The 26,930-nt window shown below is 63.8% G+C and carries 23 protein-coding genes; 9 read left to right on the forward strand and 14 right to left on the reverse strand.

Annotated features, from left to right (window positions below; translation table 11 throughout):
• Nucleotides 1–485: 485 nt before the first annotated feature.
• The 8 genes from DES43_RS15990 to puuE form a co-directional block, all read right to left on the reverse strand.
• The gene (locus DES43_RS15990; protein ID WP_051520730.1) at nucleotides 486–2,162 is read right to left on the reverse strand and encodes an ABC transporter ATP-binding protein; all 1,677 of its coding nucleotides are present in this window, start codon (nucleotides 2,160–2,162) and stop codon (nucleotides 486–488) included.
• The gene (locus DES43_RS15995) at nucleotides 2,155–2,985 is read right to left on the reverse strand and encodes an ABC transporter permease (RefSeq protein WP_133675802.1); all 831 of its coding nucleotides are present in this window, start codon (nucleotides 2,983–2,985) and stop codon (nucleotides 2,155–2,157) included. The genes DES43_RS15990 and DES43_RS15995 overlap by 8 nt, the downstream gene beginning before the upstream one ends.
• 9 nt (nucleotides 2,986–2,994) lie before the next feature.
• Nucleotides 2,995–3,957 carry an ABC transporter permease gene (locus DES43_RS16000; protein ID WP_035030864.1) on the reverse strand — a complete coding sequence of 321 codons (963 nt, stop codon included), beginning with the start codon at nucleotides 3,955–3,957 and terminating at the stop codon, nucleotides 2,995–2,997.
• A gap of 10 nt (nucleotides 3,958–3,967) precedes the next feature.
• The gene (locus DES43_RS16005; protein ID WP_035030867.1) at nucleotides 3,968–5,560 is read right to left on the reverse strand and encodes an ABC transporter substrate-binding protein; all 1,593 of its coding nucleotides are present in this window, start codon (nucleotides 5,558–5,560) and stop codon (nucleotides 3,968–3,970) included.
• 297 nt (nucleotides 5,561–5,857) lie between these two features.
• Complete coding sequence (locus DES43_RS16010; protein ID WP_035030870.1) at nucleotides 5,858–6,451, reverse strand: nucleoside deaminase; 594 nt, start codon at nucleotides 6,449–6,451, stop codon at nucleotides 5,858–5,860.
• Nucleotides 6,448–6,957, reverse strand: coding sequence for an ureidoglycolate lyase (locus DES43_RS16015; RefSeq protein WP_035030873.1), 510 nt, complete (start codon nucleotides 6,955–6,957; stop codon nucleotides 6,448–6,450). The genes DES43_RS16010 and DES43_RS16015 overlap by 4 nt, the downstream gene beginning before the upstream one ends.
• Nucleotides 6,954–7,808 carry a bifunctional allantoicase/(S)-ureidoglycine aminohydrolase gene (locus DES43_RS16020; protein ID WP_133675804.1) on the reverse strand — a complete coding sequence of 285 codons (855 nt, stop codon included), beginning with the start codon at nucleotides 7,806–7,808 and terminating at the stop codon, nucleotides 6,954–6,956. Before DES43_RS16020 ends, DES43_RS16015 begins: the two co-directional genes overlap by 4 nt.
• Nucleotides 7,809–7,818: 10 nt before the next feature.
• Nucleotides 7,819–9,252 (reverse strand): allantoinase PuuE, encoded by a 1,434-nt coding sequence (gene puuE, locus DES43_RS16025; RefSeq protein ID WP_035031052.1) that lies wholly within the window; start codon nucleotides 9,250–9,252, stop codon nucleotides 7,819–7,821.
• A 202-nt stretch (nucleotides 9,253–9,454) separates the two neighbouring features.
• On the opposite strand from puuE, the gene uraH reads away from it, so the two are divergent.
• The 4 genes from uraH to xdhC all read left to right on the forward strand — a co-directional run bounded on the left by uraH (nucleotide 9,455) and on the right by xdhC (nucleotide 14,774).
• Entirely contained in the window at nucleotides 9,455–9,829 is a 375-nt protein-coding gene (gene uraH, locus DES43_RS16030) for a hydroxyisourate hydrolase (RefSeq protein ID WP_035030876.1), read from the forward strand.
• 4 nt (nucleotides 9,830–9,833) lie between these two features.
• On the forward strand, nucleotides 9,834–11,315 hold the full coding sequence (xdhA, locus tag DES43_RS16035; RefSeq protein ID WP_035030879.1) for a xanthine dehydrogenase small subunit: 1,482 nt from the start codon (nucleotides 9,834–9,836) through the stop codon (nucleotides 11,313–11,315).
• A 150-nt stretch (nucleotides 11,316–11,465) separates the two neighbouring features.
• Nucleotides 11,466–13,820 (forward strand): xanthine dehydrogenase molybdopterin binding subunit, encoded by a 2,355-nt coding sequence (xdhB, locus tag DES43_RS16040; protein ID WP_035030882.1) that lies wholly within the window; start codon nucleotides 11,466–11,468, stop codon nucleotides 13,818–13,820.
• An 81-nt stretch (nucleotides 13,821–13,901) separates the two neighbouring features.
• Nucleotides 13,902–14,774, forward strand: a complete 873-nt coding sequence (gene xdhC, locus DES43_RS16045) for a xanthine dehydrogenase accessory protein XdhC (protein ID WP_051520731.1) — start codon at nucleotides 13,902–13,904, stop codon at nucleotides 14,772–14,774.
• Nucleotides 14,775–14,776: 2 nt separating this feature from the next.
• On the opposite strand, the gene dps is transcribed toward xdhC, so the two are convergent.
• Together dps and DES43_RS16055 are read right to left on the reverse strand one after the other, a co-directional pair.
• Entirely contained in the window at nucleotides 14,777–15,265 is a 489-nt protein-coding gene (gene dps / locus DES43_RS16050) for a DNA starvation/stationary phase protection protein Dps (protein WP_035030885.1), read from the reverse strand.
• A 101-nt stretch (nucleotides 15,266–15,366) separates the two neighbouring features.
• Entirely contained in the window at nucleotides 15,367–16,308 is a 942-nt protein-coding gene (locus DES43_RS16055; RefSeq protein ID WP_035030887.1) for a LysR family transcriptional regulator, read from the reverse strand.
• Nucleotides 16,309–16,447: 139 nt separating this feature from the next.
• On the opposite strand from DES43_RS16055, the gene DES43_RS16060 reads away from it, so the two are divergent.
• From DES43_RS16060 to DES43_RS16070, 3 genes are all read left to right on the forward strand, one after another.
• Nucleotides 16,448–17,668, forward strand: coding sequence for a urate hydroxylase PuuD (locus DES43_RS16060; RefSeq protein WP_035030890.1), 1,221 nt, complete (start codon nucleotides 16,448–16,450; stop codon nucleotides 17,666–17,668).
• A 62-nt stretch (nucleotides 17,669–17,730) separates the two neighbouring features.
• Nucleotides 17,731–19,044 carry a guanine deaminase gene (gene guaD, locus DES43_RS16065; RefSeq protein ID WP_035030892.1) on the forward strand — a complete coding sequence of 438 codons (1,314 nt, stop codon included), beginning with the start codon at nucleotides 17,731–17,733 and terminating at the stop codon, nucleotides 19,042–19,044.
• Nucleotides 19,045–19,114: 70 nt separating this feature from the next.
• Nucleotides 19,115–20,377 (forward strand): glycerate kinase type-2 family protein, encoded by a 1,263-nt coding sequence (locus tag DES43_RS16070; RefSeq protein WP_035030895.1) that lies wholly within the window; start codon nucleotides 19,115–19,117, stop codon nucleotides 20,375–20,377.
• Between the two features lie 33 nt (nucleotides 20,378–20,410).
• Here the strand turns inward: DES43_RS16070 and DES43_RS16075 are convergent, their stop codons facing one another.
• Both DES43_RS16075 and DES43_RS16080 read right to left on the reverse strand, forming a co-directional pair.
• On the reverse strand, nucleotides 20,411–21,796 hold the full coding sequence (locus DES43_RS16075; RefSeq protein WP_035030897.1) for a glutamine synthetase family protein: 1,386 nt from the start codon (nucleotides 21,794–21,796) through the stop codon (nucleotides 20,411–20,413).
• A gap of 63 nt (nucleotides 21,797–21,859) precedes the next feature.
• Nucleotides 21,860–23,233: an aspartate aminotransferase family protein gene (locus DES43_RS16080; RefSeq protein ID WP_133675806.1), complete on the reverse strand. Its 1,374-nt coding sequence runs from the start codon at nucleotides 23,231–23,233 to the stop codon at nucleotides 21,860–21,862.
• 147 nt (nucleotides 23,234–23,380) lie between these two features.
• Here DES43_RS16080 and DES43_RS16085 point away from each other — a divergent pair, with 147 nt between their 5' ends.
• On the forward strand, nucleotides 23,381–23,833 hold the full coding sequence (locus DES43_RS16085) for a hypothetical protein (protein ID WP_035030902.1): 453 nt from the start codon (nucleotides 23,381–23,383) through the stop codon (nucleotides 23,831–23,833).
• A gap of 30 nt (nucleotides 23,834–23,863) precedes the next feature.
• Here DES43_RS16085 and DES43_RS16090 read toward each other — a convergent pair whose 3' ends face one another.
• Complete coding sequence (locus DES43_RS16090) at nucleotides 23,864–24,838, reverse strand: WD40 repeat domain-containing protein (protein WP_035030904.1); 975 nt, start codon at nucleotides 24,836–24,838, stop codon at nucleotides 23,864–23,866.
• Nucleotides 24,839–24,845: 7 nt separating this feature from the next.
• Nucleotides 24,846–25,952, reverse strand: a complete 1,107-nt coding sequence (locus DES43_RS16095; RefSeq protein WP_051520734.1) for a CobW family GTP-binding protein — start codon at nucleotides 25,950–25,952, stop codon at nucleotides 24,846–24,848.
• Between the two features lie 270 nt (nucleotides 25,953–26,222).
• On the opposite strand from DES43_RS16095, the gene DES43_RS16100 reads away from it, so the two are divergent.
• Nucleotides 26,223–26,759 (forward strand): MarR family winged helix-turn-helix transcriptional regulator, encoded by a 537-nt coding sequence (locus DES43_RS16100; protein WP_084496584.1) that lies wholly within the window; start codon nucleotides 26,223–26,225, stop codon nucleotides 26,757–26,759.
• Nucleotides 26,760–26,930 lie beyond the last annotated feature (171 nt).

Raw genomic sequence — 26,930 nt, forward strand, 5'->3', positions numbered from 1 at the left:
GCCGCCCCTTGACCAAAACCTAAGACCCAAACCATACATGAAGGCGGGTCACTTCTCGGCGAAAATCCCGGGTCAGCTCTCAGCGGAAATCAACACTCGGCGTCCTACTGGCTCGGCCGCCCGACGCAGGACCAGCAATATTCCACAGCCTACATCTCCTGCGCCGACTGGAACGAAAGGCGCTTCCGCCGTGAGGATTTCGACCGGATGGTGGTCGCGGTGCGGGCCGAGCTGGATGAGGCGAAGCGCAAGACCCTGTATCGCGACATCGCCCTGATGGTGCGCGATGAAGGTGGAGCGATCATCCCCGTGTTCAACGACTGGGTGGACGCCGTTTCAGACAAGGTCGGCGGCTACCAGCCCCATCCGGCTGGCGAACTCATGTCGAGCATGGCGCTGGTTTCCTGTTTCCAGCCGGTTGCAGGAATGATCACGTTTCCGGACGGACGCCTGCCTTTCGGGAACGTACTCCGGAGCGGCAGACGTCAGTTGCCCGCCGCCTCCATGCGCCTGTTCGAGATTGCCTTTTCCAGCCAGCCGACCTCCATCTCGGGAACGGACGACAGCAGGAGATCGGTATACGCGTCGAAGGGCGGGGTGAGAACCTTGCCCTTCGGCCCGTAGCGCACCAGTTCGCCGCGATACATCACGGCGATGGAGTCGGCGATGGCTCTCACGGTCGCCAGATCGTGCGTGATGAACAGGTAGGCCACGTCTTCCTCGGCCTGAAGTTCGAGCAACAGCTTCAGAATGCCGTTCGCGACCAGCGGATCCAGCGCCGAGGTCACCTCGTCGCAGATGATGAGCTTCGGCTTTGCCGCCAGCGCCCGCGCGATGCACACGCGCTGTTTCTGGCCACCAGACAGCTCCGCCGGATAGCGGTCGGCAAATCCCTTGCCCATTTCGATCTTGTCGAGAAGTTCGGCCACACGGGCGTTGCGCTCGGCGCCGCGCATCCCGAAATAGAACTCCAGCGGCCGCCCGATGATGGTGCCGACCGTCTGGCGCGGGTTCATGGCCACGTCCGCCATCTGGTAGATCATCTGGAGCTGGCGCAGGTCCTCCTTGGGACGGTCCGCCAGCCTGTTGGCGAGCGTGCGGCCATCGAAGGTGATCGAGCCGCTTTCCGGGGGCAGCAGGCCGGTGATGGCGCGCGCCAGCGTGGATTTGCCGGAGCCGGATTCGCCGACGACGGCGAGCGTCTGGCCGGGGTGGATATCGACGCTCACATCGCGCAGGACCTTCACCCTGCCGCCGCCATAGGAGGCGGTGACGTTGTCGACCGTGAGGATCGGCACCGGCGTCGGTGCATGTTCCTCGTGGTCGATGGCGTGAACCGAAACCAGAGCTTTCGTGTAATCCTGCTTCGGCTTCTCGATGATCTGGCGCGTATCGCCCCATTCCACCGTCTTGCCGTGGCGCAGCACCATGATGTCGTCCGACACCTGCGCCACCACGGCCAGGTCGTGGGTGATGTAGAGCGCCGCCACGCCCGTGTCCCGTATCGCCTTCTTGATCGCTGCCAGCACGTCGATCTGGGTGGTGACGTCGAGCGCCGTGGTCGGCTCGTCGAAGACGATGAGGTCGGGTTTCGAGCACAGCGCCATCGCCGTCATCACGCGCTGCAACTGCCCGCCGGAAACCTGATGCGGATAGCGGTCGCCGATATTTTCGGGATCGGGCAGGCTGAGCTGGCGGAACAGGTCCACGGCCCGCTTTTCGGCCTCCTCGCGGCTCGAAACGCCATGTTCCAGCGTGGCCTCTACCACCTGCCGCATCAGCTTGTGCGCGGGGTTGAAGGCGGCCGCCGCCGACTGCGCGACGTAGCACACCTCCTTGCCGCGCAGCTTGCGCAGGCCCCGCTCGTCCCCGAGGATGTCGCGCCCGTTGAGGACGACCTCGCCGCCGGTGATGCGCACGCCCCCGCGGCCATAGCCCATGGACGACAGGCCGATGGTGGACTTGCCGGCTCCCGATTCACCGATCAGCCCCAGCACCTTGCCACGCTCGACGGTGAGCGAGACGTCATCGACGATGACGACGTTCTTCGGGTCCTCGCCGGGAGGGTAGACGGTCGCCTCGATGCGCAGGTTGCGTATGTCGAGCAGCGTGCCCGTGCCCCTGGCGGCTTCCTGCACCTTCTTCCTTGGCTGTTCAGCCATTGCCACGGCCTCCCTTCAGGTCGGAGGTTCGGTTCAGCACCCAGTCGGCCACGAGGTTCACCGAGATCGCCAGAAGCGCGATGGCGCCGGCCGGGATCAGCGCAGCCGGGATGCCGAACACGATGCCGTCCTTGTTTTCCTTGACCATGCCGCCCCAGTCGGCGTCCGGCGGCTGTACGCCAAGGCCGAGGAAGGAGAGCGCCGACAGGAACAGAACCGCGAAGATGAAACGCAGGCCAAGCTCGGCGACCAGCGGCGACAGCGCATTTGGCAGGATTTCCCGGAAGATGATCCAGGACCGGCCTTCGCCGCGCAGTTTCGCAGCCTCCACGAAGTCCATGACGTTGATGTCCACCGCAACGGCGCGTGCGAGGCGATAGACGCGGGTTGCGTCGAGAATGCCCATGACGAGGATGAGGGTGATCAGCGTCGACGGCAGGACGGAAAGCACCACGAGCGCGAAGATCAGGGTCGGGATCGACATCAGAAGATCGACGAAGCGCGACATGGTCTGGTCGATCCATCCGCCTATCACCGCGGCGGTAAAGCCGAGCACGGAGCCGAGGATGAAGGAGAGCGCCGTGGCCGCCACCGCGATGAAAATGGTGATGCGCGCCCCGTAGATCATGCGCGAGAGCAGGTCGCGGCCAAGATTGTCGGTGCCGAGCAGATGCGTGGCGGACATCGGCCCCCATACGTCGCCGACGATCTCGCCATTGCCGTAGGGAGCGATCCATGGTGCGAACAGAGCCGCGAACAGGAACAGCGCTGTCAGGAAAAGGCCGATCAGGGCGCTCAGCGGAATGCGTTTCAGGTCAAGCACGCGCGGGCCTCATTTCGGATGCCTGAGGCGGGGATTGGCCAGAATGGCCACGATGTCCGCGATCATGTTGAGGCCGATATAGACGGCGGCGAAGATCAGGCCCACAGCCTGCACCACCGGCACGTCACGCTTGGAGACATGGTCGACCAGATACTGGCCCATGCCCGGATAGACGAAGATCACCTCCACGACGACGACGCCGACGATGAGATAGGCAAGGTTGAGCATCACCACATTGACGATGGGCGCCACGGCGTTGGGCATGGCATGCCTGCGGATGATGTCGAAGGCCGAAAGCCCCTTGAGTTCCGCCGTCTCGATATAGGCCGATTGCATGACGTTGAGGATCGCCGCGCGCGTCATGCGCATCATGTGCGCCAGCACCACCAGCGTCAGCGTGATCGCCGGCAGGGCGATGGCCTGCAACCGCGCGCCGAACGACATGGTGTCGAAAACGGTCGAGCTGGCCGGAAACCATTGCAGTTCCACGGCGAAGAACAGGATCAGCAGATAGCCGATGAAGAATTCAGGCAGGGAGGTCGAGGCAAGCGCAAAGCCGGAGATCGCCTTGTCGATGACGCCGTTGCGGTAGCGCACGGCCAGCAGCCCGAGCAGAATGGCGAGCGGCACCGAGATCACCGCCGCGCAGCCGGCAAGGAACAGGGTGTTCCAGAGCCGCCCTCCGAGCGCTTCCGCAATATCGCGCCGGTTGGACAGTGCGGTGCCGAAATCGCCGGTGAGCACGCCGCCAAGCCAGCGGAAATAGCGGATATAGGCCGGATCGTTGAGGCCGAGCTCGCGCCGGAGGTTCTCCAGCGCCTGAGGTGTTGCCGCCTGCCCGAGGATCGACTGGGCCACATCGCCCGGAAGAATCTGTGTGCCGGCGAAGATCAGCACCGAAACGGCGAAAAGGAGGAGAACGCCCAGCGCGAGACGCTGGGCGATCAGCCGCAGGATAAGCGCACTTCCCATCAGGTGCGTCTCACCCCTGCTTCAGCCAGACACGGATGGCCGCCTTGAGGTTGGAGGTTTCGTGGTTCGGGTCCATGACCCAGCCCTGGACTTCCTCGCGATGGGCATCGATGAAGTCGTTGAACATGGGCAGGATGAGGCCGCCGTCGTCGCGCACGATCATGGCCGCATCGCGGTACATTTCCGTGCGTTTGGCGCTGTCCAGTTCGGCGCGCGCCTCGAGGATGATCTTGTCGAACTTTTCGTTGAAGAAGCGCGTGTCGTTCCAGTCGGCACCAGTGATGTAAGCGGTCGAATACATCGAATCCTGTGTCGGGCGACCGCCCCAGTAGGAGGCGCAGAAAGGCTGCTTGTTCCAAACCTCGGTCCAGTAGCCGTCGCCCGGCTCGCGCTGCACCTGGATCTGGATGCCGGCCTTTGCCGCGCTCTGCTGGAAGAGCTGAGCGGCATCCACGGCGCCGGGGAAGGCGACGTCCGAGGTGCGCAGGAGGATCGGCCCGCTGTGGCCGGATTTCTCGAGATGGAACTTCGCCTTGTCAGGATCGTAGGTCCGCTGCTCTATTCCTTCCGGATAGAGGGCATAGCTCTTGGAGATCGGGAAGTCGTTGCCGATCGAGGCGTAGCCCTGCATGATCTGCTGCACCATCTGCTCGCGGTCGACGGCCAGCTTGAGCGCCATGCGCAGGTCAGCATTGTCGAACGGCGCGGTGTTGCAGAACATCGGGAAGATGTAGTGGCCCTTGGAGGGCACGTTGACGACGACGACGCCGGGAGCGCGCTTGAGCAGGGCGACGGTCTTGGGTTCCACGCGGTTGATGATGTGCACCTGACCGGATTGCAGCGCCGCCATGCGGGCGGTGGTGTCGTTCATGACGATCACCTCGACGGAATCGACATGGCCGACATCGTCGCGCCAGTAGCCGTCATATTTCACCGACATGTGGCGCACGCCGGGTTCGTTCACCTCCACCTTGTAGGGGCCGGTGCCGATGCCGGCAGTCGGGTCGTCGTAGCCGCCGTTCGGCTGGATGATCAGATGGTAGTCCGTCAGCAGCAGGGGCAGGTCGGCATTGCCGCGCTTGAGCTTGAAGACGACGTTGTCGCCGTCCACCACAACCTCGTCGATATCGCCCAGCACGCCGAGCGCGGCCGATTTCGTGTTCTCATCGGAGTGGCGGCGGATGGTCTGGGCGACGTCCTCGGGAGTGAGGTCCTTGCCGTTGTGGAAGGTGACGCCCTTGCGGATCTTGAACGCCCATTCGGAGGCGTCGTCGGAAGCGTCCCACGATTCCGCCAGAACCGGCTGGGCGCTGCCGTCTTCCGGCGACTGGAGCACCAGCAGCTCGCCCCAGGTGGAGCCGAAATTCTGCGGCACCTGCGTCAGGAACTGGGCCGGGTCGAGGCTGTTGGTGGACTCGCCCCCCACGAGGCCCATCTTGAGCGCGCCGCCTTTTTGCGGGGTCTGCGCACGGGCCGCGGTGGCGAGCATCGTGTTGGCCACTGCCGCACCGACGCCGAGCGCCGCGGCGCGGCCGAGGAAATCACGCCGGCTGAGTTTGCCTGTTGCAACCGCACGGCTTAAAAAATCCAGTTCGCCTGACATTTCTAGAGCTCCCTCACTCTGTGGTTCGACCCTGCGGCCATTTTTATTTTTTCAATTACGATGAATAATGCGGTCTGGGTCAACCCGTAACTGGACTGTATGCGACATGCGCTGGCGTAATTTGCATGTCGCAACTGGAGCAAGCGAGCCGCCGCCACCGGTCGAATTGAATGTCGCAAACAGACAAGAACCGCTATTCTGAGCGGGTTTGAGAGTGGAAATCGCCGATTTCCACGAACGAATTTCAAGGGTTTCATTCGGATGCGACGCTTCGAAATGTCGCAAACAGAAAAGTTGTTAATTCAACGGGATATCGTTTTGATTCTTCCCCGCCTGATAGGCGGCGGACAGGTCGTCATAGCGAGCGGAAATAGCCGAAATGCGCTTTTCCAGCCGCTCCTGCTCTTCCCTGGGCGCTTCGCGCGCCAGTTTTCGAATTGAAAAACTTTTCCAGTAGGCATTCTCGGCATTGTAGCCGCCCGGTTCCAGCCTGAAGACCTCCTTAAGGATATTCAGGTCGTGGGGAATGGCGAAGCTGTCGCGGGAATCCTCATGGCTGAAGAGATAGTAGAAATTGTCGAAGCCAGCCCATGTGATGGCCGAAAGGCATAGCGAGCATGGCTCATGCGTGGAGAGGAAAATCGCGTCTGCGGTTTCGATGCGTTCGGCCTTCGGGATTTCATAGAAGCGCTTCAGGCAATGCATCTCGCCGTGCCAGAGCGGGTTTTCAATCTCGTTGTTGGTTTCGGCCAGAACCAGCGACCTGTCGGACTTGCGCAGCAGCGCCGCGCCGAAAAGCTTGTTTCCCTTCGCCACTCCCCCGGCTGTCTTCGGAACGATATCGTTCTCGATGACATCGAGAAGGCGGTCGATCAGGGAAACGTCGCTCATGCCTGAAACCCTTCCGGCAGGCGGATCTCATAAGGATGGGAGAAGTAGAATTCCTCGAGATTGGAGCCGTCGCCGCCGCGATCGACCACGACGAAGTTCTGCGGCTCGCCGACAGGCGTGAGCACGCCGTGCCAGACATTGCGATGATAGTTGACGCCCTGTCCCGGCGCTGTGACGAAGGCTTGTGGCGTGCCGGGGCCGTCCGGCCCATCCGGGCAAACGATCACCACGAAGGAGCGCGGCGACAAGGGAACGAACGCCTGGCTGCCGAGCGGATGACGCTCGACCATGGAGAGCCGGTGCGGAAACGCGTAGGGCGTTCCGCAAAAGATGGAGATCAGCACCCGGCAGTTGGGTCCGGTCGCTTCCACCTTCGCGAGGTCATGATAGCGCTCGCACTTGCCGGCATTGATCGGATAGTGGGTGTCGCAATCGGTGTCGATCACATCGCCAAAGTCCGCGAAGCTGTCGCGCGTCAGCGGTCTGGCGACGATGGTGCCGTTCATCCCTGTCTCCCGAAGCCGCCGAGAGCCGCGTGCCGGTTCACGTCCTTGTAGAGCAGGTAGCGGAAATTGCCGGACCCGCCCGCATAGCATGCCTGCGGGCAGAAGGCGCGCAGCCACATGTAGTCGCCGGCCTCCACCTCGACCCAGTCCTGATTGAGACGGTAGACCGCCTTGCCCTCCAGCACATAGAGGCCATGCTCCATGACGTGGGTTTCGGGAAAGGGGATGATGCCGCCTGGCTTGAAGGTAACGACGGTGACATGCATGTCGTGGCGGATGTCTGCCGGATCGACGAAGCGGGTGGTCGCCCATTTTCCGTCCGTGTCGGGCATCGCCGCCGGCTCGATGTCGTTCTCGTTGGTGAAGATCGAGTCGGGCACGTCGACGCCGTCCACGAACTCGTAAGCCTTGCGAATCCAGTGGAAGCGGGCCGTTTCCCGACTGTCGTTGCGCAATGTCCAGCCGCTTGCGGGCGGCAGGAAGGCATAGCCTCCGGGGGTGAGCCGATGGGTCGTGCCGTCGAGCGTCACGGCGATCTCCCCCTCGACCACGAACAGAACGCCTTCGGCATCGGCATCGGGCTCGGGCCGGTCGCTGCCGCCGCCCGGCTGCACTTCCATGATGTATTGCGAGAAGGTCTCGGCGAAGCCGGACAGCGGGCGGGCGATGACCCACAGGCGCGTGTTTTCCCAGAAGGGCAGATAGGAAGCGACGATGTCGCTGAACTCCCGGCGCGGTATCACCGCATAGGCGTCGGTGAAAACGGCGCGGTCCGTGATCAGATCGCTCTGGGGCGGCAGACCGCCTTGCGGAGCGTAATAGGTGCGTTTCGGCATGGCGGTCATGTCCATGATTGGAATCCTACAGGGGAAGGAGATCTCCGAGGCGGTGCAGGGCGATGCGCTCGACCTGCCGGCACGCCGTGGCGAACTCCGTGGCGCGGTCGTTGTCTATGCGGGTCCGGAAGGCGGCGAGGATGCTCGCCTTCGTATTGTCCTTGACCGCGATGATGAAGGGGAAGCCGAACTTCTCCACATAGGCGGCATTGAGCCGGGTGAAGGTCTCGCGCTCCTCGTCGGTCAAAGCATCCAGCCCTGCGGACGCCTGCTCGGCGGTCGATTCGGGCGTCAGGCGTTTCGCCTGCGCCAGCTTGCCGGCAAGGTCGGGGTGGGCGGTGAGCACGCCCAGACGCTCCGTTTCGCTGGCGGAGCGGAAAGCGCGGCAGAGCGCATTGTGCAGCCCGCCGGCACTGTCATGGGCGGGACCGAGCTCCAGCTTCCACGCGCGCTCGGCGATCCATGGCGAATGCTCGAAGATGCCGCCGAACGCCTTGACGAAGCTTGCCTCGTCCATGCGGGAAGGGCGCAGCGCCGGAGCCTTGTAGGGATGATGCTCCTTCCAGTGCCGGGCAATGTCGATGCGGCGCGGCAGCCAGACCTTGTCGTGGCTTTTGACATAGTCGATGAAGCGCTTCAGCGCCGCCACGCGGCCCGGCCGCCCGATCAGGCGGCAATGCAGGCCGATCGACATCATCTTCGCCTTGCCGGTCTTGCCTTCCTCATAAAGCGTGTCGAATGCGTCCTTCAGATAGGTGAAGAATTGCTCGCCCTCGGTGAAGCCAGCCTGAATGGCGAAGCGCATGTCGTTGGCGTCGAGCGTATAGGGGATGACCAGTTGCGGCGGGATGGCGTTGCCGTGGCCGTCATGGTCGAGCCAGTAGGGCAGGTCGTCGTCATAGGTGTCGGAGATGTAGTCGAAGCCGCCTTCGGCCGCGGCCAGCCGGACCGACCAGACCGACGTCCGGCCCAGATACATGCCCCGCGGCCGCTCGCCGACGACTTCCGTGTGCAGGCGGATCGCTTCGATGAGGTCGGCGCGCTCGGCGTCTTCCTCATGGTCGCGATAGTCGATCCAGCGCAGGCCGTGGGTGGCGATTTCCCAGTCCGCCGCCTGCATGGCGGCGACCTGATCGGGCGAGCGGGCAAGCGCGGAGGCGACGCCGTAGACGGTGACCGGCACGTCTGCTTGCGTGAACAGCCGGTGCAGCCGCCAGAAGCCGGCGCGGGCGCCGTATTCGTAGATGGATTCCATGTTCCAGTGGCGCTTGCCCGGCCATGGCACCGCACCCGTCACTTCCGACAGGAAAGCTTCGGACGCCTTGTCGCCGTGAAGGATGCAGTTTTCACCGCCTTCCTCGTAATTGACCACGAATTGCACCGCGACATGCGCACCGCCCGGCCATGCCGCATCCGGTGGATTGGCTCCATAGCCGCGCATGTCACGCAGATAACGCATGTTCGAAAGCTCCAGGCTGGCAATTTCCATCGACAGAGTATCCAAAGGGAAGGTGTGGCATTCCCCTCAAAAAATTTGAAAGTGTTTTTGGGCTCCGGTCGGGCGGCAGCCCTTATGCCGCGCCGTTAAATGACGCACAATCAACTGCTGCAATTTTGGCATGGATTGCATATCCGGCGTAGCTTGAACGGGAGGCGAACAGGTGGGAGCGAAGGCAGAGGCGGCGGGTGGCCGTCTGACAACTCATGTGCTCGATACGGCATCCGGCAAGCCGGCGGCGGGACTTTCCATAGAGCTGTTTCGTGTCGAGGCGGGTGAGTGCATGCTGCTCAAGACCGTCGTCACCAACTCGGATGGCCGCTGCGACGCGCCGCTTCTGGCGGGAGAGGAATTCCGTACCGGCGAGTACGAACTGGTTTTCGCTGCCGGCGACTATCTGCGCGGGCAGGGCACGGCATTGCCGGAGCCCGCTTTCCTCGACATCGTGCCGATCCGGTTTGGCATGGCGGAACCGAAGCACTATCATGTGCCTTTACTGATATCGCCCTACGGATACTCCACCTATCGGGGGAGCTAAAGCGATGGCCGCAGCAATACGCCACGAGCTACGCTTCATTCTGAACGATCGCGATGTGGTGCTCACTTCGGTGGCGCCGGATCAGACGCTGCTCGACTGGCTGCGTCTGTCGCAGAACCTGCGCGGCACCAAGGAAGGCTGTGCCGAGGGCGACTGCGGGGCCTGCACGGTTCTGGTCGGCAAGCGGGTCGGCGGCGAACTGGTCTATGAGGGCGTCAACGCCTGCATCCGCTTCACGGGTTCGCTCGATTGCTGCCATGTCGTGACGGTCGAGCATCTGGCGCCGAACGAAGGGCGGCTGCATCCGGTGCAGCAGGCCATGGTGGATTTCCACGGCTCGCAATGCGGCTTCTGCACGCCGGGCTTCGTCATGTCGCTCTACGGGCTGTGGATGCGCTCGCCAGACCCCTCCGATTTCGAGATCGAGAAGGCGTTGCAGGGCAATCTTTGCCGCTGCACCGGCTATGAGGCCATCATCCGCTCCGCGCGCGCCATTTCCAGCTATGGCAGGGTGAGCGAGGACCCGCTGGCCAGTGAGCGCGCCTCGATCCTCGCGCGGCTGGCGCGGATGGATGACGGTTCCCGCGTCGAGGTCGGCGAGGGCGGTGGGCGCCTGATCGTGCCGGCCGATGTCGATGATCTTGCCGCGGTTCTGGAGGCGGAGCCGAAGGCGACCGTGGTGGCGGGCTCCACCGATGTCGGGCTCTGGGTCACCAAGATGATGCGCAACATCTCGCCGGCCGTCTTCATCGGCGGCGTGCGGGAACTGCGCTCCATGAGCGAGGAAAACGGCGTCGTCACCATCGGCGCCGGCGTCACCTACAGCGAGGCGTTCGACTATCTTTCGCGGCGTATCCCGGCACTTGGCGCTCTGGTGGCCCGCATCGGCGGCGAGCAGGTCCGCAACATGGGAACCATCGGCGGCAACATCGCCAACGGCTCGCCCATCGGCGACACGCCGCCGCCGCTGATTGCGCTTGGCAGCAGGCTCACCCTGCGCAAGGGCGCGGCGCAGCGCACCATCCCGCTGGAAGAGTTCTTCATTGCCTATGGCAAGCAGGACCGTCAGCCGGGCGAGTTCGTCGAGGCCGTTCATGTGCCGGTGCCGGGCGAAGGCATCCATTATGCGGTTCACAAGATTTCCAAGCGCCGCGAGGAAGACATCACCGCGACCCTGGGCGCATTCCATCTCGAACTTGCCGCCGACGGCACGGTGAAGGAAATCCGCATCGCCTATGGCGGCATGGCCGCGACGCCGAAACGGGCAAGCGCGGTCGAGGCCGCACTGACCGGAAAACCGTGGACGGAAGCGACGATCGAGGCGGCGATCCCTGCCTATGAGCAGGATTTCACACCGCTGACCGACATGCGCGCCACGGCGGAATATCGAATGCTGGCGGCGAAGAACCTGTTGCGCCGCTTCCATCTGGAAACATCCGGGGCAAAGGTTCCGGCGCGCGTATCGAGATATACCGTTGCGGCCTGAGTGGCCGCGAGGCGCGCAGAGCATTTCCAGCAAAAGTGCGAAGCGGTTTTGCGTCCGGGAATGCGAAAAAAATGCCTGGAGGGGTTTCGGCGATTTCGTCAAAACCGCTCCGGGCACCGCCAAGGGGGCGGGATCGATGAGGCAGGATCGATGACGAAGCACACAAGCAATCTCAAGGCCGAGAAGATCGTCGGCGGCGTCCATGCGTCGCCGCGCCATGATTCCGCGCACAAGCATGTCACCGGCACGGCGGTCTATATCGACGACATCGTGGAACCTTTCGGCACCCTGCACGCCGGGCTTGGCCTCGCCAACGTCGCCCATGGCACCATCCGCTCGATGGATCTGTCCGCCGTGCGGGCGGCTCCCGGCGTTGTCGATGTGCTGACGGCGAGCGACATACCCGGCGTCAACGAGATTTCGCCGAGCGGCATGAACGACGACCCGGTGCTTGCCGATGGCAAGGTCGAATTCCATGGCCAGCCGATCTTCTGCGTCATCGCCGAGACGCGCGAACAGGCGCGCCGCGCCGCGAGGCTGGCGAAGATCGAATATGAGGAACTGCCGGCGGTCATCGACATCTGGGATGTCGATGTCGAAACCCACAGGCAGGTGACCACACCGCTGACCTTGAAGCGCGGCGACGCGGCCGCAGCGCTTGCCAGCGCGCCGCGCCGGGTGAAGGGTCGCATGCGTCTCGGCGGGCAGGACCATTTCTATCTCGAGGGCCAGGTGTCGCTGGCCATTCCGGGCGAGGACGAGGACGTTCTCGTCTACTGCTCGACGCAGGGGCCGAGCGAAACCCAGCACATGGTCGCCCATGCGCTGGGGGTTCCCAGCCATTCGGTCGCCATCGAGGTGCGCCGCATGGGTGGCGGTTTCGGCGGCAAGGAAACGCAGGCCAACCAGTGCGCGGCGCTGGCGGCAATCGCCGCCAAGAAGCTGAAGCGCGCGGTCAAGCTGCGCCTCGACCGCGACGAGGACATGCTTGCTACCGGCAAGCGGCACGATTTCGCCATCGACTACGATGTCGGCTTCGACGAAGAGGGCCGCATCCTCGGCGTTGACTACACCTTCGCGCTGCGCGCGGGTTTCTCGGCAGACCTGTCCGGACCGGTAGGCGACCGGGCCCTGTTCCACTGCGACAACGCCTATTTCTTCCCGCATGTGCACGCGAAGTCGGCGCCGCTCTACACCAACACCGTGTCGAACACGGCCTTCCGTGGCTTCGGCGGGCCGCAGGGCATGGTGGGCGCCGAACGCGTCATCGACGAGGTGGCATTCGCCGTCGGCAAGGACCCGCTGGAAATCCGCAAGCTGAATTTCTACGATGCGATGGGCGTGGATGGCGAGCGCAATATCACGCCCTATCACCAGAAGGTCGAGGACTGCATCATCCAGCGCATCGTCGCCGAACTGGAAGAGAGCGCCGACTATGCCGGACGGCGCAAGGCGATTGCCGAGTTCAATGCCGGCAGTCCGGTGGTCAAGCGCGGGCTGGCGCTGACGCCGGTGAAATTCGGCATCTCCTTCACCAAGACCGAGTCCAACCAGGCCGGCGCGCTGGTGCATGTCTACACCGACGGTTCGGTGCACATGAACCACGGCGGCACCGAGATGGGGCAGGGCCTCCATCTGAAGGTCGCGCAGGTTGTCGCGGAAGAATTCCAGATCGACCTCGATCGGGTGAAGATCACCGCCACCACCACGGCCAAGGTGCCCAACACCTCGCCCACCGCCGCCTCGTCCGGCGCCGACCTGAACGGCATGGCGGCGCAGGATGCGGCGCGCCAGATCAAGGATCGCCTGATCGATTTCGCCGCCGAAACGCATCAGATCCCGCGCGATCAGGTGGTGTTCCTGCCCAACCGGGTGCGGGTGGGCAACGAGGAGATTGCCTTCAACGAACTGGTCAGGCAGGCCTACATGAACCGCATCCAGCTTTCGGCTGCGGGTTTCTACAAGACCCCGAAAATCCACTGGGACCGCGCCAAAGGGCGTGGCCACGCTTTCTACTACTACGCCTATGGCGCTGCCTGTTCGGAAGTCTCGGTCGACACCCTGACCGGCGAGTATGTCGTCGAGCGCACCGACATCCTGCACGATACCGGCCGCTCGCTGAACAGGGCCATCGACATCGGACAGGTCGAGGGCGGCTTCATTCAGGGCATGGGCTGGCTGACCACCGAGGAATTGTGGTGGGATGACAAGGGCCGCCTGCGCACCCATGCGCCTTCCACCTACAAGATACCGCTGGCATCGGACCGGCCGAAGATCTTCAACGTGGCGCTGACCAACTGGTCGGAGGCTTATGAGCCGACCATTCATCGCTCCAAGGCCGTGGGTGAGCCGCCGCTGCCGCTGGGGCTTGCGGTGCTGCATGCATTGTCGGATGCCGTTGCCAGCGTTGCGGATCACCGGATCTGTCCGCGCCTCGATGCGCCGGCCACGCCGGAACGGGTGCTGATGGCCGTGGAGCGGCTGAAGGCGCAGGTCGCGAAGTAGCGCTGGCCGGGTTGGGAGCCTATCTTATGGGCATGAAGGATTTGTCCGTTTGCAGAGCCGGGAAATGTGCGGAGGCATGAAGTGGCCTCGACCGTTCACAGTCTGAAGTCCTTTCTCGCGGGCGCGGGCAGGTTCGCGCTGGTCAGGGTGGCCGGAACCAAAGGCTCCACGCCGCGCGAGACCGGCGCGTGGATGCTGGTGTCGACCCTGACCACTTATGGCACCATCGGTGGCGGCCAGCTCGAATATATGGCCATCGACAAGGCCCGGCAGGTTCTCGGCAAATCCGGCGATGCGCCAACCATGCTCGACGTGCCGCTGGGACCGGAAATCGGCCAGTGCTGCGGCGGGCGGGTCGAGGTCGAGATCAGGCTTGGCGATGACGGGCTGGCCTCCGGCCTGATCCGCGAGGCCGAGCGGGAGGAGGCGATGCTGCCCCATTTCTATATTTTCGGTGGCGGCCATGTCGGCAAGGCGATTGCGGCTGCTGTCGCCCTGCTGCCCGTGCATGCCATCGTCGTGGAAACCCGCGCCAGCGAGCTGGAAGGCATTGTGTCCGGCGTGGAGACGATGCTGACGCCCATGCCGGAGGAGGCTGTGCGTGCAGCGCCGGCCGGATCGGCCTTCGCCATCCTGACCCACGATCATGCGCTGGACTTCCTGATCGTCGCCGAAGCTTTGAAGCGGCGCGATGCGGCCTATGTCGGCATGATCGGCTCGAAAACCAAGAAGGCCACGTTCCGAAGCTGGTTTCTGAAGGTTGCCGATGGCACGGAAGAAGAGTTTTCGCATCTCGTCTCGCCCATCGGTGGCGAGGCGGTGCGCGACAAGCGACCGGCGGTGATCGCGGCCCTTGCAGCCGCGGAGATCATGTCCGCGCTGACCCTGCATGAAGGGGCGGCTCAGGCGTCCTGCCGGAAGGCCGCGAACGGCCTCCCGGCAAGGCATGGATAAGGCTATTCCTTTTCCTGCGTGTGAGCTTCCAGGAACCACAGGAACTTGTCGAGCGAGCGCGAATAGGCGGTGAAGATATCCGCGGTATCGGCATCGCCGGCCTCGTCCGTCTCGTCGATTGCCTCGCGTACACTCTTCGCTGCGGTCGCATAGGCGTCGATCAGTGCGGCAAGATGGTCCTTGGTCTTGTGAATGTCGGTGGGGTAGGGGGCCAGCTTCGTGTCCTTCGCCACAACCTGCGATGTGCCGTAAGCGGTGCCGCCGAGCTGCACGGCGCGTTCAGCGATCGTGTCGACATGGCCATCCAGTTCGGTGCGGAACGTGTCGAGCATTTCATGAATGGCAATGAACTGCGGACCCTTCACGTTCCAGTGCGCCTGTTTGGTGATCAGCGCCAGATCGATGGCGTCTGCCAGCCGTGCGTTCAGCACCTCTATGGAGGAGGCGCGCGTGTTCGACTTCAGATCGTTGCGGGTCTGGATCATTGCCATTGGACTTTCCCTTCCATGATTGATCGATGGGGCGCGGCAAGACCGCGCCACCTCGCCCAACAATGTGTGGCCCCGTGATCGGTTCCTCAAGCTGCCTGCGGCTATTTGGCAGCGATATTCGCCGGCCGGCGCTCCAGCGCCTCGCGAATGAGCCGCTGGCAGCGTTCCGCCATGAAGTCGAGCAGCAACCGTACTTTCGGATCCTGCAGCTTCTTGTGCGGATAAACCGCGGCAAGCTGAACCGGGGTAGGCGGCGTCTGTGCGAGGATGACGCGCAGACGCCCCTCGCGCAGATAGGGTTCGACCTCGAAACGCGGCTTGTTGACGATGCCCCGTCCACCGAGCGCCCATTCCGTCAGCACATCGCCGTCGTCGCTGTCATAAGGACCGCGAAACTCGAATTTCTGCGGACCTGAAGGCGTCTGCAATATCCAGTAGAACTCGCGCGAGCCCGGATAGCGCAACATCAGGCAATCGTGCTTCTTCTCGATGAGCTCGCTGATGCTGACCGGTTCTCCGCGCCGTTCCAGATAGGCCGGCGAGGCAACCAGAACCCGCTCGCATTCCATGATGCCGCGCAGGCGCAGCGACGAATCCTCGATGACACCCAGGCGGAACGCGACGTCGATGCCCTCCTTCAGGATATCGACATTGTGGTCGGAGAGGCGAAGGCGCACCTCGATGTCGGGATATTTGTCGTGGAACTCCGGAATGCCTGAAGCGATGAGGCGGCGTCCGAGCCCCAGCGGCGCGGTAACGCGGATGGTGCCGCGCGGCTGGCCGGAAAGAGCGGTAACGGCGGCTTCCGCTTGGGCGACGGCGTCGAGAATCTGCTTCGCGCCGGTGTAGAAAACGGTTCCCTGCTCGGTAGGCATCAATTGCCGTGTGGTGCGGTTGAACAGCCTCACGCCGAGGTGCTTTTCCAGCTCCTTGATCCGGTTGGACGCGACGGCAGGGGAAATGCGCATGTCGCGGCCGGCGGCCGACAGGTTTCCCAGTTCGACGACACGGACGAAGACGGCAATATTGTCGAGATAGGCCATGCGGATTTCGTGGCTTTCATGAAGCTGCGTGCGGCGACGATAGTATTTTCCAATTTTTTTTGAAAGTCCTCGTGCCATTGCCCCCTTTTCGTTCAGGAGGCAGTCCGTAAAGTCGTTCTCTGCCGAACAGGGGTGGAGCATGCTGGATTTCGCGATTTTCTGGGACTGGTTGTCGTTTGCCGTGCGGTGGCTGCACGTCATTACGGCCATCGCATGGATCGGTTCGTCCTTTTACTTCGTGGCCCTCGACCTTGGGCTGCGGCAACGGCCCGGCCTGCCCGAAGGCGCCTTTGGCGAGGAATGGCAGGTTCATGGCGGCGGTTTCTACCATATCCAGAAATATCTGGTGGCCCCGGCCGCCATGCCGGAGCATCTGACCTGGTTCAAATGGGAGAGCTATGCCACCTGGCTGTCGGGTTTCGCGCTGCTGTGCATCGTCTATTATGCGGGTGCGGACCTCTTCCTGATCGATCCCAGCGTGCTCGACGTTTCCGTGCCGGTCGGCATCGGCATTTCGCTGGCCACGATCGGCGTCGGCTGGCTGTTCTACGACAATCTGTGCAAGTTCTCGCTCGGCAAGAGCGACACCGGCCTGATGATCGTGCTTTACGTCATCCTGGTGTTCATCGCCTGGGGGCTGACCCATCTGTTCACCGGCCGCGCCGCTTTCCTGCATCTGGGCGCGATTACCGCGACGATCATGTCGGCCAACGTCTTCATGGTCATCATTCCCAACCAGAAGATCCTGGTGGCCGACCTGATCGCCGGCCGCAAGCCGGACCCCAAATATGGCAAGATCGCCAAGCAGCGGTCGGTTCACAACAACTACCTGACCCTGCCCGTCCTGTTCCTGATGCTGTCGAACCACTACCCGCTGGCGTTCGGCACCCAGTACAACTGGGTCATCGCCTCGCTGGTGTTCCTGATCGGCGTGCTGATCCGCCACTATTTCAACACCGGCCATGCCCGCAAGGGCAACCCGACCTGGACCTGGCTGGTGGCGGCGATCCTGTTCGTCATCATCATCTGGCTGTCCACCGTGCCGAAGGTGCTGACCGGCGAGCCGAAGGCTGCTTCCGCCACCGGCGAAGTCTATGTCGCCTCCACGCATTTTCCCGCCGTGCGCGACACCGTGATGGGGCGTTGCGCCATGTGCCACTCCGCCGAGCCGTTCTATGACGGCATCTATCATGCGCCCAAGGGCGTGGTGCTGGACAGCGACGATGCCATCGCTTCCCACGCTCGCGAAATCTACCTTCAGGCCGGCCGCAGCCATGCCATGCCGCCGGCCAACGTCACCCAGATGACGGATCGCGAGCGCCAGTTGCTCATTGCCTGGTTCGAAGACGGGCGCGAATGATGTAAGCCTTCCGGCGGGCCGACGCGCCGGATCGTCCTCAGCCAAAAAGCGAAGGATCTGCCTTGACCGAAACTCTTTTGCGTGGCCGTACGCTCACCTTCCTGCGCTGGCCCGAAGCGATCGACGATCATGGAGCGTGGCGCTATGAGGAAGACGGCGGCCTCTTGATGAAGGACGGCAAGATCGTCGCCGCCGGCGCCTATGCCGATGTCGCCCCGAAAGCCGCGGACGATGCGGCGAGGGTCGACCACCGCCCGCACCTGCTGATGCCGGGCTTCATCGACGCACATGCCCATTTCCCGCAGATGCAGGTCATCGCCTCCTATGGCGCGGAACTGCTGGAGTGGCTCAACACATATACCTTCCCGGAAGAAACGAAGTTCCTGAACGCCCAGCACGGCCGCCGCATCGCGCGCCTGTTCCTCGACGAGGTGATCCGCCACGGCACCACCACGGTCGCCGCCTATTGCTCGGTGCACAAGGAGTCGGCGCAAGCCTTCTTCGCCGAGTCGCACGACCGCGACATGCTCAACATCGCCGGCAAGGTGATGATGGACCGCAATGCGCCGGACGGTCTCACCGACACGCCGCAATCCGGCTACGACGACTCGAAGGCGCTGATCGCAGAATGGCACGGCAAGGGCCGCCAGCATTATGCCATCACGCCGCGCTTCGCCATCACCTCGACCCCCCGGCAGATGGATATGGCCGGCGCACTGGCGAAGGAATTTCCCGATCTGCACATCCAGACGCATCTGTCGGAAAACCATGCCGAGATCGCCTATACCTGCGAGCTCTATCCGCAGGCGAGAGACTACACGGACGTCTATGCGCATTACGGCCTGCTGGGATCGCGCACGCTGCTCGGCCACTCCATCCATCTGTCCGAACGCGAGGCGGACGCCCTTTCCGACACCGGCTCGGTGGCGGTTTTCTGCCCCACCTCCAACCTCTTCCTCGGCTCCGGCCTGTTCGACTACCAGCGCTATCGTCGGCGCGAAAAACCCTTGCGCATCGCGGCGGCCACGGATGTCGGCGGCGGCACCAACTATTCCATGCTGCGCACCATGGACGAGGGCTACAAGGTGATCGCCTTGCAGGGCGAGAAGCTGAACCCGTTCCAGTCCTTCTGGCAGATCACGCGCGGTAACGCCGAAGCCCTCTCTGTAGCCGGTCGCGTCGGCACGCTGGAGGAAGGCACCGATGCCGATATCGTCGTGCTGGACAGCCGTGCAACTTCCGTCATGGAACTGCGCATGGAGACGGTGACGTCCCTCGCCGAGGAACTGTTCCTGTTGCAGACATTGGGCGACGACCGCGCCGTGCGGGAAGTGTATGTCGCCGGCAAACCGGCAAAGAGCGTCATTGCCGGATAACGCAGTGTCATGCGGCTTGACCGCGCAAGTGCGGCCATACAAAGAAATTCCATAATTGGGGAAGGAGCCTTTGACCGTGGACCCGAAGCCGTTTCTTGCGTCGATCTTTGAGGCGGCTGTTGCCGCTGCCGATCCGGAGAGGGCGATCCGCGATCGCCTGCCTGAGCGGCCCAAAGGGCGCACCGTCGTCATCGGCGCCGGCAAGGGCGCGGCGCAGATGGCGGCCGCCTTCGAAAAGGTATGGGACGGGCCTGTCGAGGGACTTGTCGTCACCCGCTACGGTTATGGCGCGCCGACCAAGCGCATCGAGGTGATCGAGGCTGCCCATCCTGTGCCTGACGATGCCGGGCTCGAAGCCGGACAACGCCTGTTGCGGCTGGTGGAGGGGTTGAATGAAGACGATCTCGTCGTGGCGCTGGTCTGCGGCGGTGGCTCGGCCCTGCTGCCGGCTCCCGCCGGTTCGCTGACGCTGGCGGATGAAATCGCCGTCAACGAGGCGCTGCTCGCATCAGGAGCGCCGATCTCGGTCATGAACGCCATCCGCAAGCATGTCTCCGCCATCAAGGGCGGCAGGCTGGCGGCGGCGGCCTGGCCGGCGCGTGTGGTGTCGCTGATCGTGTCGGACATTCCAGGCGACAATCCGGCGCTGGTGGCGTCCGGCCCTACGGTGCCTGACGCAGCCAGCCGTGCCGATGCGCTGAAGGCTGTCCAAACCTACGGCATCGAGCTGCCGGAACGTGTGATGGCGCATCTCAACTCGCCGGAAGCCGACGCGCCGCGCCCCGACGATGAGCGCTTCGTCCGCAACGAGGTGAAGCTGATCGCCTCTGCCGCCGTTTCGCTGGAGGCTGCCGTGGCGGAGGCGAAAAGGCAGGGCGTCGAGGCCGTCATCCTGTCCGATTCCATCGAGGGCGAGGCGCGCGAGGTGGGGTCGGTCCATGCCGCGATAGCCCGCGAGATCGCCACCCGTAACCGGCCTTTCCGGAAGCCCGTGCTGCTGCTGTCAGGTGGCGAAACGACAGTGACGCTGCGGGCCAAAGGCAAGGGCGGCCGCAACACCGAATTCCTGCTGTCCTTCGCGCTCGGCATCGACGGCGTCGACGGCATCCATGCGCTGGCGGCCGACACCGACGGCATCGACGGTTCCGAGGACAATGCCGGCGCTTTCTGCGATGGCGAAACCGTGCGCCGCATGCGGGCCTCCGGTGTCGATGCGCGCGCCATGCTGGCAGCCAACAATGCGTGGACGGCCTTCGATGCGGTGGACAACCTGTTCGTTCCGGGGCCGACCGGAACGAATGTCAACGACCTGCGCGCCATTCTGGTGCGCTGAAGCTTTATGTAAGTTTTTGCTTACATATTCTGCCTACACCTCATGCAGATAGAGGTGGTAGTCCAGTTCGCTCACCGTGCGTGCGACCCGGAAATATTCGGCCTGCTTTATGGCGGTGAAGGTGTTGTGCAGGTCAGGTCCCAGCGCCTCGCGCAGGAACGCAGATGCAGTTGCCGCATCGATCGCTGCCCGCCAGTCCGCCGGCATGGCGCTGTCGCAGCTGTCGGCCTCATAGCCGTTGCCGGTCGTCTCCGGGCCGGGGTCCAGTTCCTCGTCGATGCCCCTGGCGATGCCGGCCAGCACCGTAGCTGCAACCAGATAGGGATTGGCATCGACGCCGGACGGGCGATGCTCGATGCGCCGGTTCTTCGCGTCTCCGGCCGGCACGCGCAGCGCCACCGAGCGGTTGTTGACGCCCCATGTCGGCGCCACCGGAGCATAGGATTGCGAGACGAAGCGCCGCCACGAATTGGCGTGCGGGGCGAAAACCAGCATGGATTCGGCCATGGTGGCGGCAAGCCCGCCCAACGCATGAAGCAGCAGCGGCGACCATGTTTCGCCCGGCTTTTCGGTGAAGGCGTTCTGCTCCTCGCGGTCGAGCAGGGAAACATGCAGGTGCATGCCGGAGCCGGCATATTGCTCGATGGGCTTGGCCATGAAGCACGCGGTAACGCCATGGCGGCGCGCCTGCGTCCGCACGATTCGCTTCAGCATCACCAGATCGTCGGCGGCGCGCAATATATCCTTGCGGTAGTTAAGCGTAAGCTCGTACTGACCGGGTGCGTATTCCGAGATCACCGTCTCGGCCGGAATGCCCTGTTCCTTCGCAGCCGCATAGATGTCGGAGAACAGCGGCTCCATGCCGTGGAGGTGATCGACGGAATAGACTTCCGTCTTGGCCGAGCGCCGCCCGTCCAGCACCGCGCCGGCCGGCTGTACCTTGCCCTCGGCATCGCGCTCATTGGCGAGCAGGAAGAATTCCAGCTCGAAGGCGCCGGCCGGATGCAGGCCTTTTTCGGCCAGCTTTGCTACCTGTCGTGCCAGCGCGTGGCGTGGATCCGAGCTCATCGGCGCGCCGTCGAGGTGGTACATGGCCATCAGCACCTGCCCGCGCGCCGGGCTGGTGCCGTAAAGCGGCACCAATGTTCCCGGGACAGGCCACGCACGCAGGTCGCCGTCGCCCGAATCCCAGATCAGCCCGGTTTCGTGAACGTCCTCGCCGGTGATGTCGAGGCCGAGGATCGAGATCGGCATGTGCCTGCCGCCTGTGTACAGGCCCAACAGCTCATGACGGCGGATGATCTTGCCGCGCCCGACGCCATTGGCGTCGGTCAGCACGATGTCGAAGGCTTCGATCTCCGGATGGACGTCCAGAAAAGCCTGGGCTTCGCCGGGCGTCGAGCCCGAGGGGGAGGTCATGATGGGTATCTCCGGAAAGGAATGCCGATTTGCCGATACGGGTAATCGACGCAAGCGTGATGATCAATCGGTGAGCCGTTTCACGACATCGCCGAAGGCACGGATCAGCCGGTCCACCTGCGCGGGCCTCGTGGCAGGGGAAATCAGCATCATGTTGTGGAAGGGGGCGATCAGCACGCCACGGTTGACCAGCGCGACATGCAGCGCCGCTTCCAGTTCCGGCGCATGGGCGGCTTCCGCCTCGCCGCCATTTTTCAAAGGCCCCGGCGCGCAGATGAACTCGACCCGCGCGCCGGCCCGCGCGACATGCCAGGGCAGGCGATAGCGGTCGATGACGGCGGTGAGCCCGGCGTCGAGACGCCGCGCCAGATGCTCCATATGCGCGTAGTTTTCCGCCGTCATTACCTCTTCGAGCGTGGCGCGCATGGCTGCGAATTGAAGCGGATTGGCGGACAGGGTGGTGCCCATGCCGGAATAGCCGGGTTCATGGGTGCGCCGATAATCGGCGTAGCGCGAGGCGACATCCTCGCTCATCCCCCACACGCTGGCCGGCACGCCCCCGGCCACCGGCTTGCCGAGCACGAACAGGTCCGGCTCCAGCCCGAAGGCGCGCGTGTAGCCGCCGGGGCCGGTCGAGATGGTGTGCGTCTCGTCGATCAGGAGCAGCGTGCCGGCATCGCGGGTCAGGCGGCGCAGCGCCGCGTGGAAGTCCGGATCGGGCAGGACCATGCAGGAATTGGTCAGCACCGGCTCGGTGATGACGCAGGCCACGTCCCGGCCGGCAAGCGCGGCCCCGAGGGCCGCAATGTCGTTGAACTCCACGATCTTCGCCGTGCGTGTCAGGTCGCGGAATTCACCGGCCAGTCCCGGTCTGTTGATCGGCTTTCCGTCCTTCAGCCGCACCATCGTCTCGTCCACCGAGCCGTGATAGCAGCCATTGAAGACAAGGATCTTTTCGCGCCCCGTCACCGCCCGCGCGATGCGCAGCGCGAATCGGTTGGCATCGGTGGCCGTGGTGGCGATCTGCCAGAAAGGCAGGCCGAATTTCTCCTGCAACAGCGGACCTGTGGCCATCGCCTCTTCCGAGGGCAGCATGTAGGTGAGGCCGCGCCCCGCCTGCCTGCGGATGGCGCGCGCCACCGGTGGCGGCGAATGGCCGAACATCGAGCCGGTATCGCCAAGGCAGAAATCGTCCAGCCGGTTGCCGTCGATGTCGGTGATGGTGGCCCCGCGCGCCTGATCGACCAGTATGGGGAAGGGCGTCGGCCAGTCCTTCATCCAGTGCATAGGCACGCCGTCGAGGAAGCCGGCAATACCGTTGCCCAGCCTCGCGGCGGTTTTGGGCCGGGCCTCGCGAAACGCCTTCGCCTCCCTCTCACGCACAGCTCCTATGCGCTCCTGCCCGATCCCGCCCTGCGCCTGTCCGCTGCCCGCCATGTCCTGTCCGCTACAAAAGAACCGGCGTCACTATATAGGGGCGTTTAGGCACGGCAACTGGCCGCGCGGCGAATCTCCATTGGCTCAGCGCGGGCTTGACCCGTTGCCTGCGATGTCGATCATGCGGCGTTTCAGGAGCAGGTCGCGATGCGTGCAATCATCTGGTTCTTCCCGGCAATGCTGGCATCCGGCCCGGTTGCGGCTTCGGGCGGATTTTCGTGCAGCGCCGAAGGCAAAGCGGTGTCGATCGAGGTGAGCGGCGGCGTCACCCACGGCATGGGCAGTCCAGTGTTCAGCCTTCAGGGCGCAATCGAAATCCGTGACGATGTCGTGGCGGAAGATCTGCGCAAGGTGGGCTTCGAGCGCGGGCATCTGGCGCAGTACTGGCTGGACGGCTCCGAATTGCGGCTGGTGCTCTATCGCGAACGGGAAGGCGACCGGCCGCACGGCTATGCCGAACTCACCATGAAGACGGTGGCGGGTGAGGCTGGAACCTTTGCGGGCGGCTATGCGCTCGAAGTGTTCGATATGACCGGGGCAACCGGCGGTGAGGGGAAAACCGCTATCTTCGAGGGCAAGGTGTCCTGTTCCGTTGAGTGAAATCCGGCTCTCTTAACCGGCCCGGTCCTTTCAGCCTGCAATGTCGATGACGCCGCAATCGCCAGCAGCGCTGCCGAACGCGATGCGGCGCTCTTCGCTGTCCCATGCCATGGAGGTGATCGCTCCCTTGCCAGGGCGGCGCAGAAGCACCTCCTTGCCGTCGGCGAAACGTGCTGCCAGCACCATGCCATCGTCATAGCCGATGGCTGCGACATCCTGGCTGGGGTGGCAGCTTACACATGTGACCATGGCGTTGCCGCGTGTGCCGAGCTCCAGCGGCGCCTTGCCCATCGGCCCGTCCTTGCCCTGAAAGGGCCAGACGATGGCCGCCGGCGCACCCGAGCTGGCCAGCCAGCGGCCCTTCGGCGACCACGAAAGGCTCTTTACCTTGGCCGGATAGCCGGTCATGCGCATATGCTTGCCATCGGCCAGCTTCCAGCCGTGCAGGGCGTTTTCCTGCATGGTGGTGACGAGGAAATTGCCGTCCGGCGAGAAGGCGATGCCGGTATGCGCGCCCGCCCATTCCAACTCGACAGGCTTGCCCTCGGTGGCGGCGAAATGCAGGGTCGCGCCATTGTAGCGGGCAACGCCGATGCGCATGCCCTTGGGCGCGAAGGCGATGCCTTCCACCGAGCGCGGATGGGTGAATTCCTTAACCTTGCCGTCCGCGAACCGCACGAAGGCGGTGCGCCCGGAAGCGTAGGCGATCGCGCCTTGCGGGCCTGCGGCGACGCTGGTGATCCATTTGCGGCCGGCCTCGGCCAGTTGCTCCACCGCGCCGCCCGCTTGAACCGCGAACACCTTGCCGTCCTCGCCGCCGGTGATCAGCCGGTCGTTGGCGCTATCGTGGAAGGCGCACAGCAGCCCGTCATTGGCCTGTTCGGTCTTGTGGCCGTGATCCAGCCGGTGGATGGAGCCGTCGGCGAGCGCGAAATGTGGAACGTCATCGAGAAATACAGCGGCCACGCAATGGCCTTCGAGATCGAGCGGGGCGACTGTCGGCATGTCCGGATCACGCCGCCTGACACGCTTCGAAGCTCTTCCTTAGCCGGTCGGCGTCGAGCTCGCGGCCGATGAACACGAGCCGGCTCTCGTGCTTTTCGTTGTCCTTCCAGGCGCGCTGGTGGTCGCCCTCGATGATCATGTGGACGCCCTGGATGACGTAGCGTTCCGGGTCGTCCCTGAAGGCGACGATGCCCTTGAGGCGCAGGATGTTCGGGCCTTCCATCTGCGTGATCTTCTCGATCCACGGGAAGAACTTCTTCGGGTCCATCTCGCCGCCGCGCAGCGATACGGACTGCACTGTCACATCATGTATCGGGGATGCGTGGTCGTGCCCGTGATGGTCATGATGGTGGTGATCGTGCCCGTCATGATGGTGGTGATGATCGTGATCGCAGCCGGGGCCGCAGACATGATCATGGTCGTGATCGTGCGCTTCGAGGAAGTGCGGGTCGTTTTCCAGCGCGCGCTTCAGGTCGAAGGCGCCGCGGTTCAGAACTTCGGCCAGATCGACACCGGAGCGCTGGGTGCGGTGGATCTTCGCGGCCGGATTGATGGCGCGCACCGTGGCTTCCACCGCGCGCAGCTCGTCCTCGGAAACGAGGTCGGTCTTGTTGAGCACGATGACGTCGGCGAAGGCGATCTGGTCCTCGGCTTCCCTGGAGTCCTTGAGGCGAAGCGGCAGGTGCTTGGCGTCGACCAGCGCCACCACGGCGTCCAGCTTGGTTTTGGAGCGCACGTCGTCGTCCATGAAGAAGGTCTGCGCCACCGGCGCGGGGTCTGCGAGGCCGGTGGTCTCGACCACGATGGCGTCGAAGCGGCCGGGGCGGCGCATCAGACCCTCGACCACGCGGATCAGGTCGCCGCGCACCGTGCAGCACACGCAGCCATTGTTCATCTCGTAGATTTCCTCGTCGGATTCCACGATGAGGTCGTTGTCGATGCCGATCTCGCCGAACTCGTTGACGATGACGGCGTAGCGCTTGCCGTGGTTTTCCGACAGGATGCGATTGAGCAGGGTGGTCTTGCCGGAGCCGAGATAGCCGGTCAGCACGGTGACGGGGATTTGCGCCCCGCTTTCACCTGCTCCGGTCTCGCTGGATCGTGTGTCGCTCATCTGAGTGTCGCTCATGGGAACCTCGAAATGGATATGCGCTCCATATAGGACGTGGCCGCCGCGATTGCACGGGTCAAAAACGGGCATCTGCGGACGGGTGTCGACCCGGATTGTTTGTCATCTAACTGAAATAAACATCTGTCATTAGCCGTTGCATGCGCCGCGAAACTTGCCGGCAAAGCTGTTTGCGGCACGCATGTTTGGAAGCGCGATTGCCAACCGGTTCGTGTCGGGCCATGGTTGCGGCGCGTATGCAGTCGAGAGGACGATATGGCCAAGGCTGACAGAACGGCTACGATGAACCGCCTGCATTCGGCCGCGCGGCTTGCGCGCACCGCGCTTGCCGCGCGTCTGCTGGAGCACGGTTTCTACGCCGGGCAGGACCAGATCATGCTGGCGCTGGATCGCGATGACGGCCAGACCCCCGGCGCTCTGGCCGACCGGCTGGGCGTACGTCCGCCCACCATCACCAAGACGATCAACCGCCTCCAGGCGCAGGGATTTCTGGAAAAGCGAACCTCGAATTCCGATGCCAGACAGGCGCATATCTTCCTCACCGATGCAGGCCGCGAAATGATCGTGGCCATTGAGAAATCGGTCAAGAAGACCGAAAAGCAGGCGCTCAAGGGCCTCGACAAGAAAGACCAGAAGGCTCTGGCGAAGCTCCTGGCCCGTATCGAGGCCAATCTGACCAACGAGGAAATCGTCTTCACCGACGACGAGCCCGAGACGGAAGCCGAGACGAAGACGGAAGGCAAGAATGCCCCGAAAGCCGAGGACGAGGCGATCGCCGGGGCGGATGCCTGAATACGGCAGCTCCCAAAGGTGTTGAGGCCAGCGCCATCTTCGTGACAGGCCAGCCGCATTAGCACTTGCGGAGCGGCCCGGACTGGCCCAAAGCTCGCAAGACAAGTTCAGCGATCCGGCTTTGGCGTGAGTTCCCCCAGTCGTTCACAAGACAGCGCGGCCCCCGCCGCG

The organism is Aquamicrobium defluvii, from assembly GCF_004363725.1.
Taxonomy (GTDB): domain Bacteria; phylum Pseudomonadota; class Alphaproteobacteria; order Rhizobiales; family Rhizobiaceae; genus Mesorhizobium; species Mesorhizobium defluvii.

Coding starts and splice junctions, on each gene's coding strand:
- DES43_RS15990 (WP_051520730.1), bottom strand. CDS start 2,162: ATGGCTGAACAGCCAAGGAAGAAGGTGCAGGAAGCCGCCAGGGGCACG.
- DES43_RS16000 (WP_035030864.1), bottom strand. CDS start 3,957: ATGGGAAGTGCGCTTATCCTGCGGCTGATCGCCCAGCGTCTCGCGCTG.
- DES43_RS16005 (WP_035030867.1), bottom strand. CDS start 5,560: ATGTCAGGCGAACTGGATTTTTTAAGCCGTGCGGTTGCAACAGGCAAA.
- DES43_RS16010 (WP_035030870.1), bottom strand. CDS start 6,451: ATGAGCGACGTTTCCCTGATCGACCGCCTTCTCGATGTCATCGAGAAC.
- DES43_RS16015 (WP_035030873.1), bottom strand. CDS start 6,957: ATGAACGGCACCATCGTCGCCAGACCGCTGACGCGCGACAGCTTCGCG.
- DES43_RS16020 (WP_133675804.1), bottom strand. CDS start 7,808: ATGGACATGACCGCCATGCCGAAACGCACCTATTACGCTCCGCAAGGC.
- puuE (WP_035031052.1), bottom strand. CDS start 9,252: ATGCGTTATCTGCGTGACATGCGCGGCTATGGAGCCAATCCACCGGAT.
- xdhA (WP_035030879.1), top strand. CDS start 9,834: ATGGCCGCAGCAATACGCCACGAGCTACGCTTCATTCTGAACGATCGC.
- xdhB (WP_035030882.1), top strand. CDS start 11,466: ATGACGAAGCACACAAGCAATCTCAAGGCCGAGAAGATCGTCGGCGGC.
- dps (WP_035030885.1), bottom strand. CDS start 15,265: ATGGCAATGATCCAGACCCGCAACGATCTGAAGTCGAACACGCGCGCC.
- DES43_RS16055 (WP_035030887.1), bottom strand. CDS start 16,308: ATGGCCTATCTCGACAATATTGCCGTCTTCGTCCGTGTCGTCGAACTG.
- DES43_RS16060 (WP_035030890.1), top strand. CDS start 16,448: ATGCTGGATTTCGCGATTTTCTGGGACTGGTTGTCGTTTGCCGTGCGG.
- DES43_RS16075 (WP_035030897.1), bottom strand. CDS start 21,796: ATGACCTCCCCCTCGGGCTCGACGCCCGGCGAAGCCCAGGCTTTTCTG.
- DES43_RS16080 (WP_133675806.1), bottom strand. CDS start 23,233: ATGGCGGGCAGCGGACAGGCGCAGGGCGGGATCGGGCAGGAGCGCATA.
- DES43_RS16085 (WP_035030902.1), top strand. CDS start 23,381: ATGCGTGCAATCATCTGGTTCTTCCCGGCAATGCTGGCATCCGGCCCG.
- DES43_RS16090 (WP_035030904.1), bottom strand. CDS start 24,838: ATGCCGACAGTCGCCCCGCTCGATCTCGAAGGCCATTGCGTGGCCGCT.
- DES43_RS16095 (WP_051520734.1), bottom strand. CDS start 25,952: ATGAGCGACACACGATCCAGCGAGACCGGAGCAGGTGAAAGCGGGGCG.
- DES43_RS16100 (WP_084496584.1), top strand. CDS start 26,223: ATGGCCAAGGCTGACAGAACGGCTACGATGAACCGCCTGCATTCGGCC.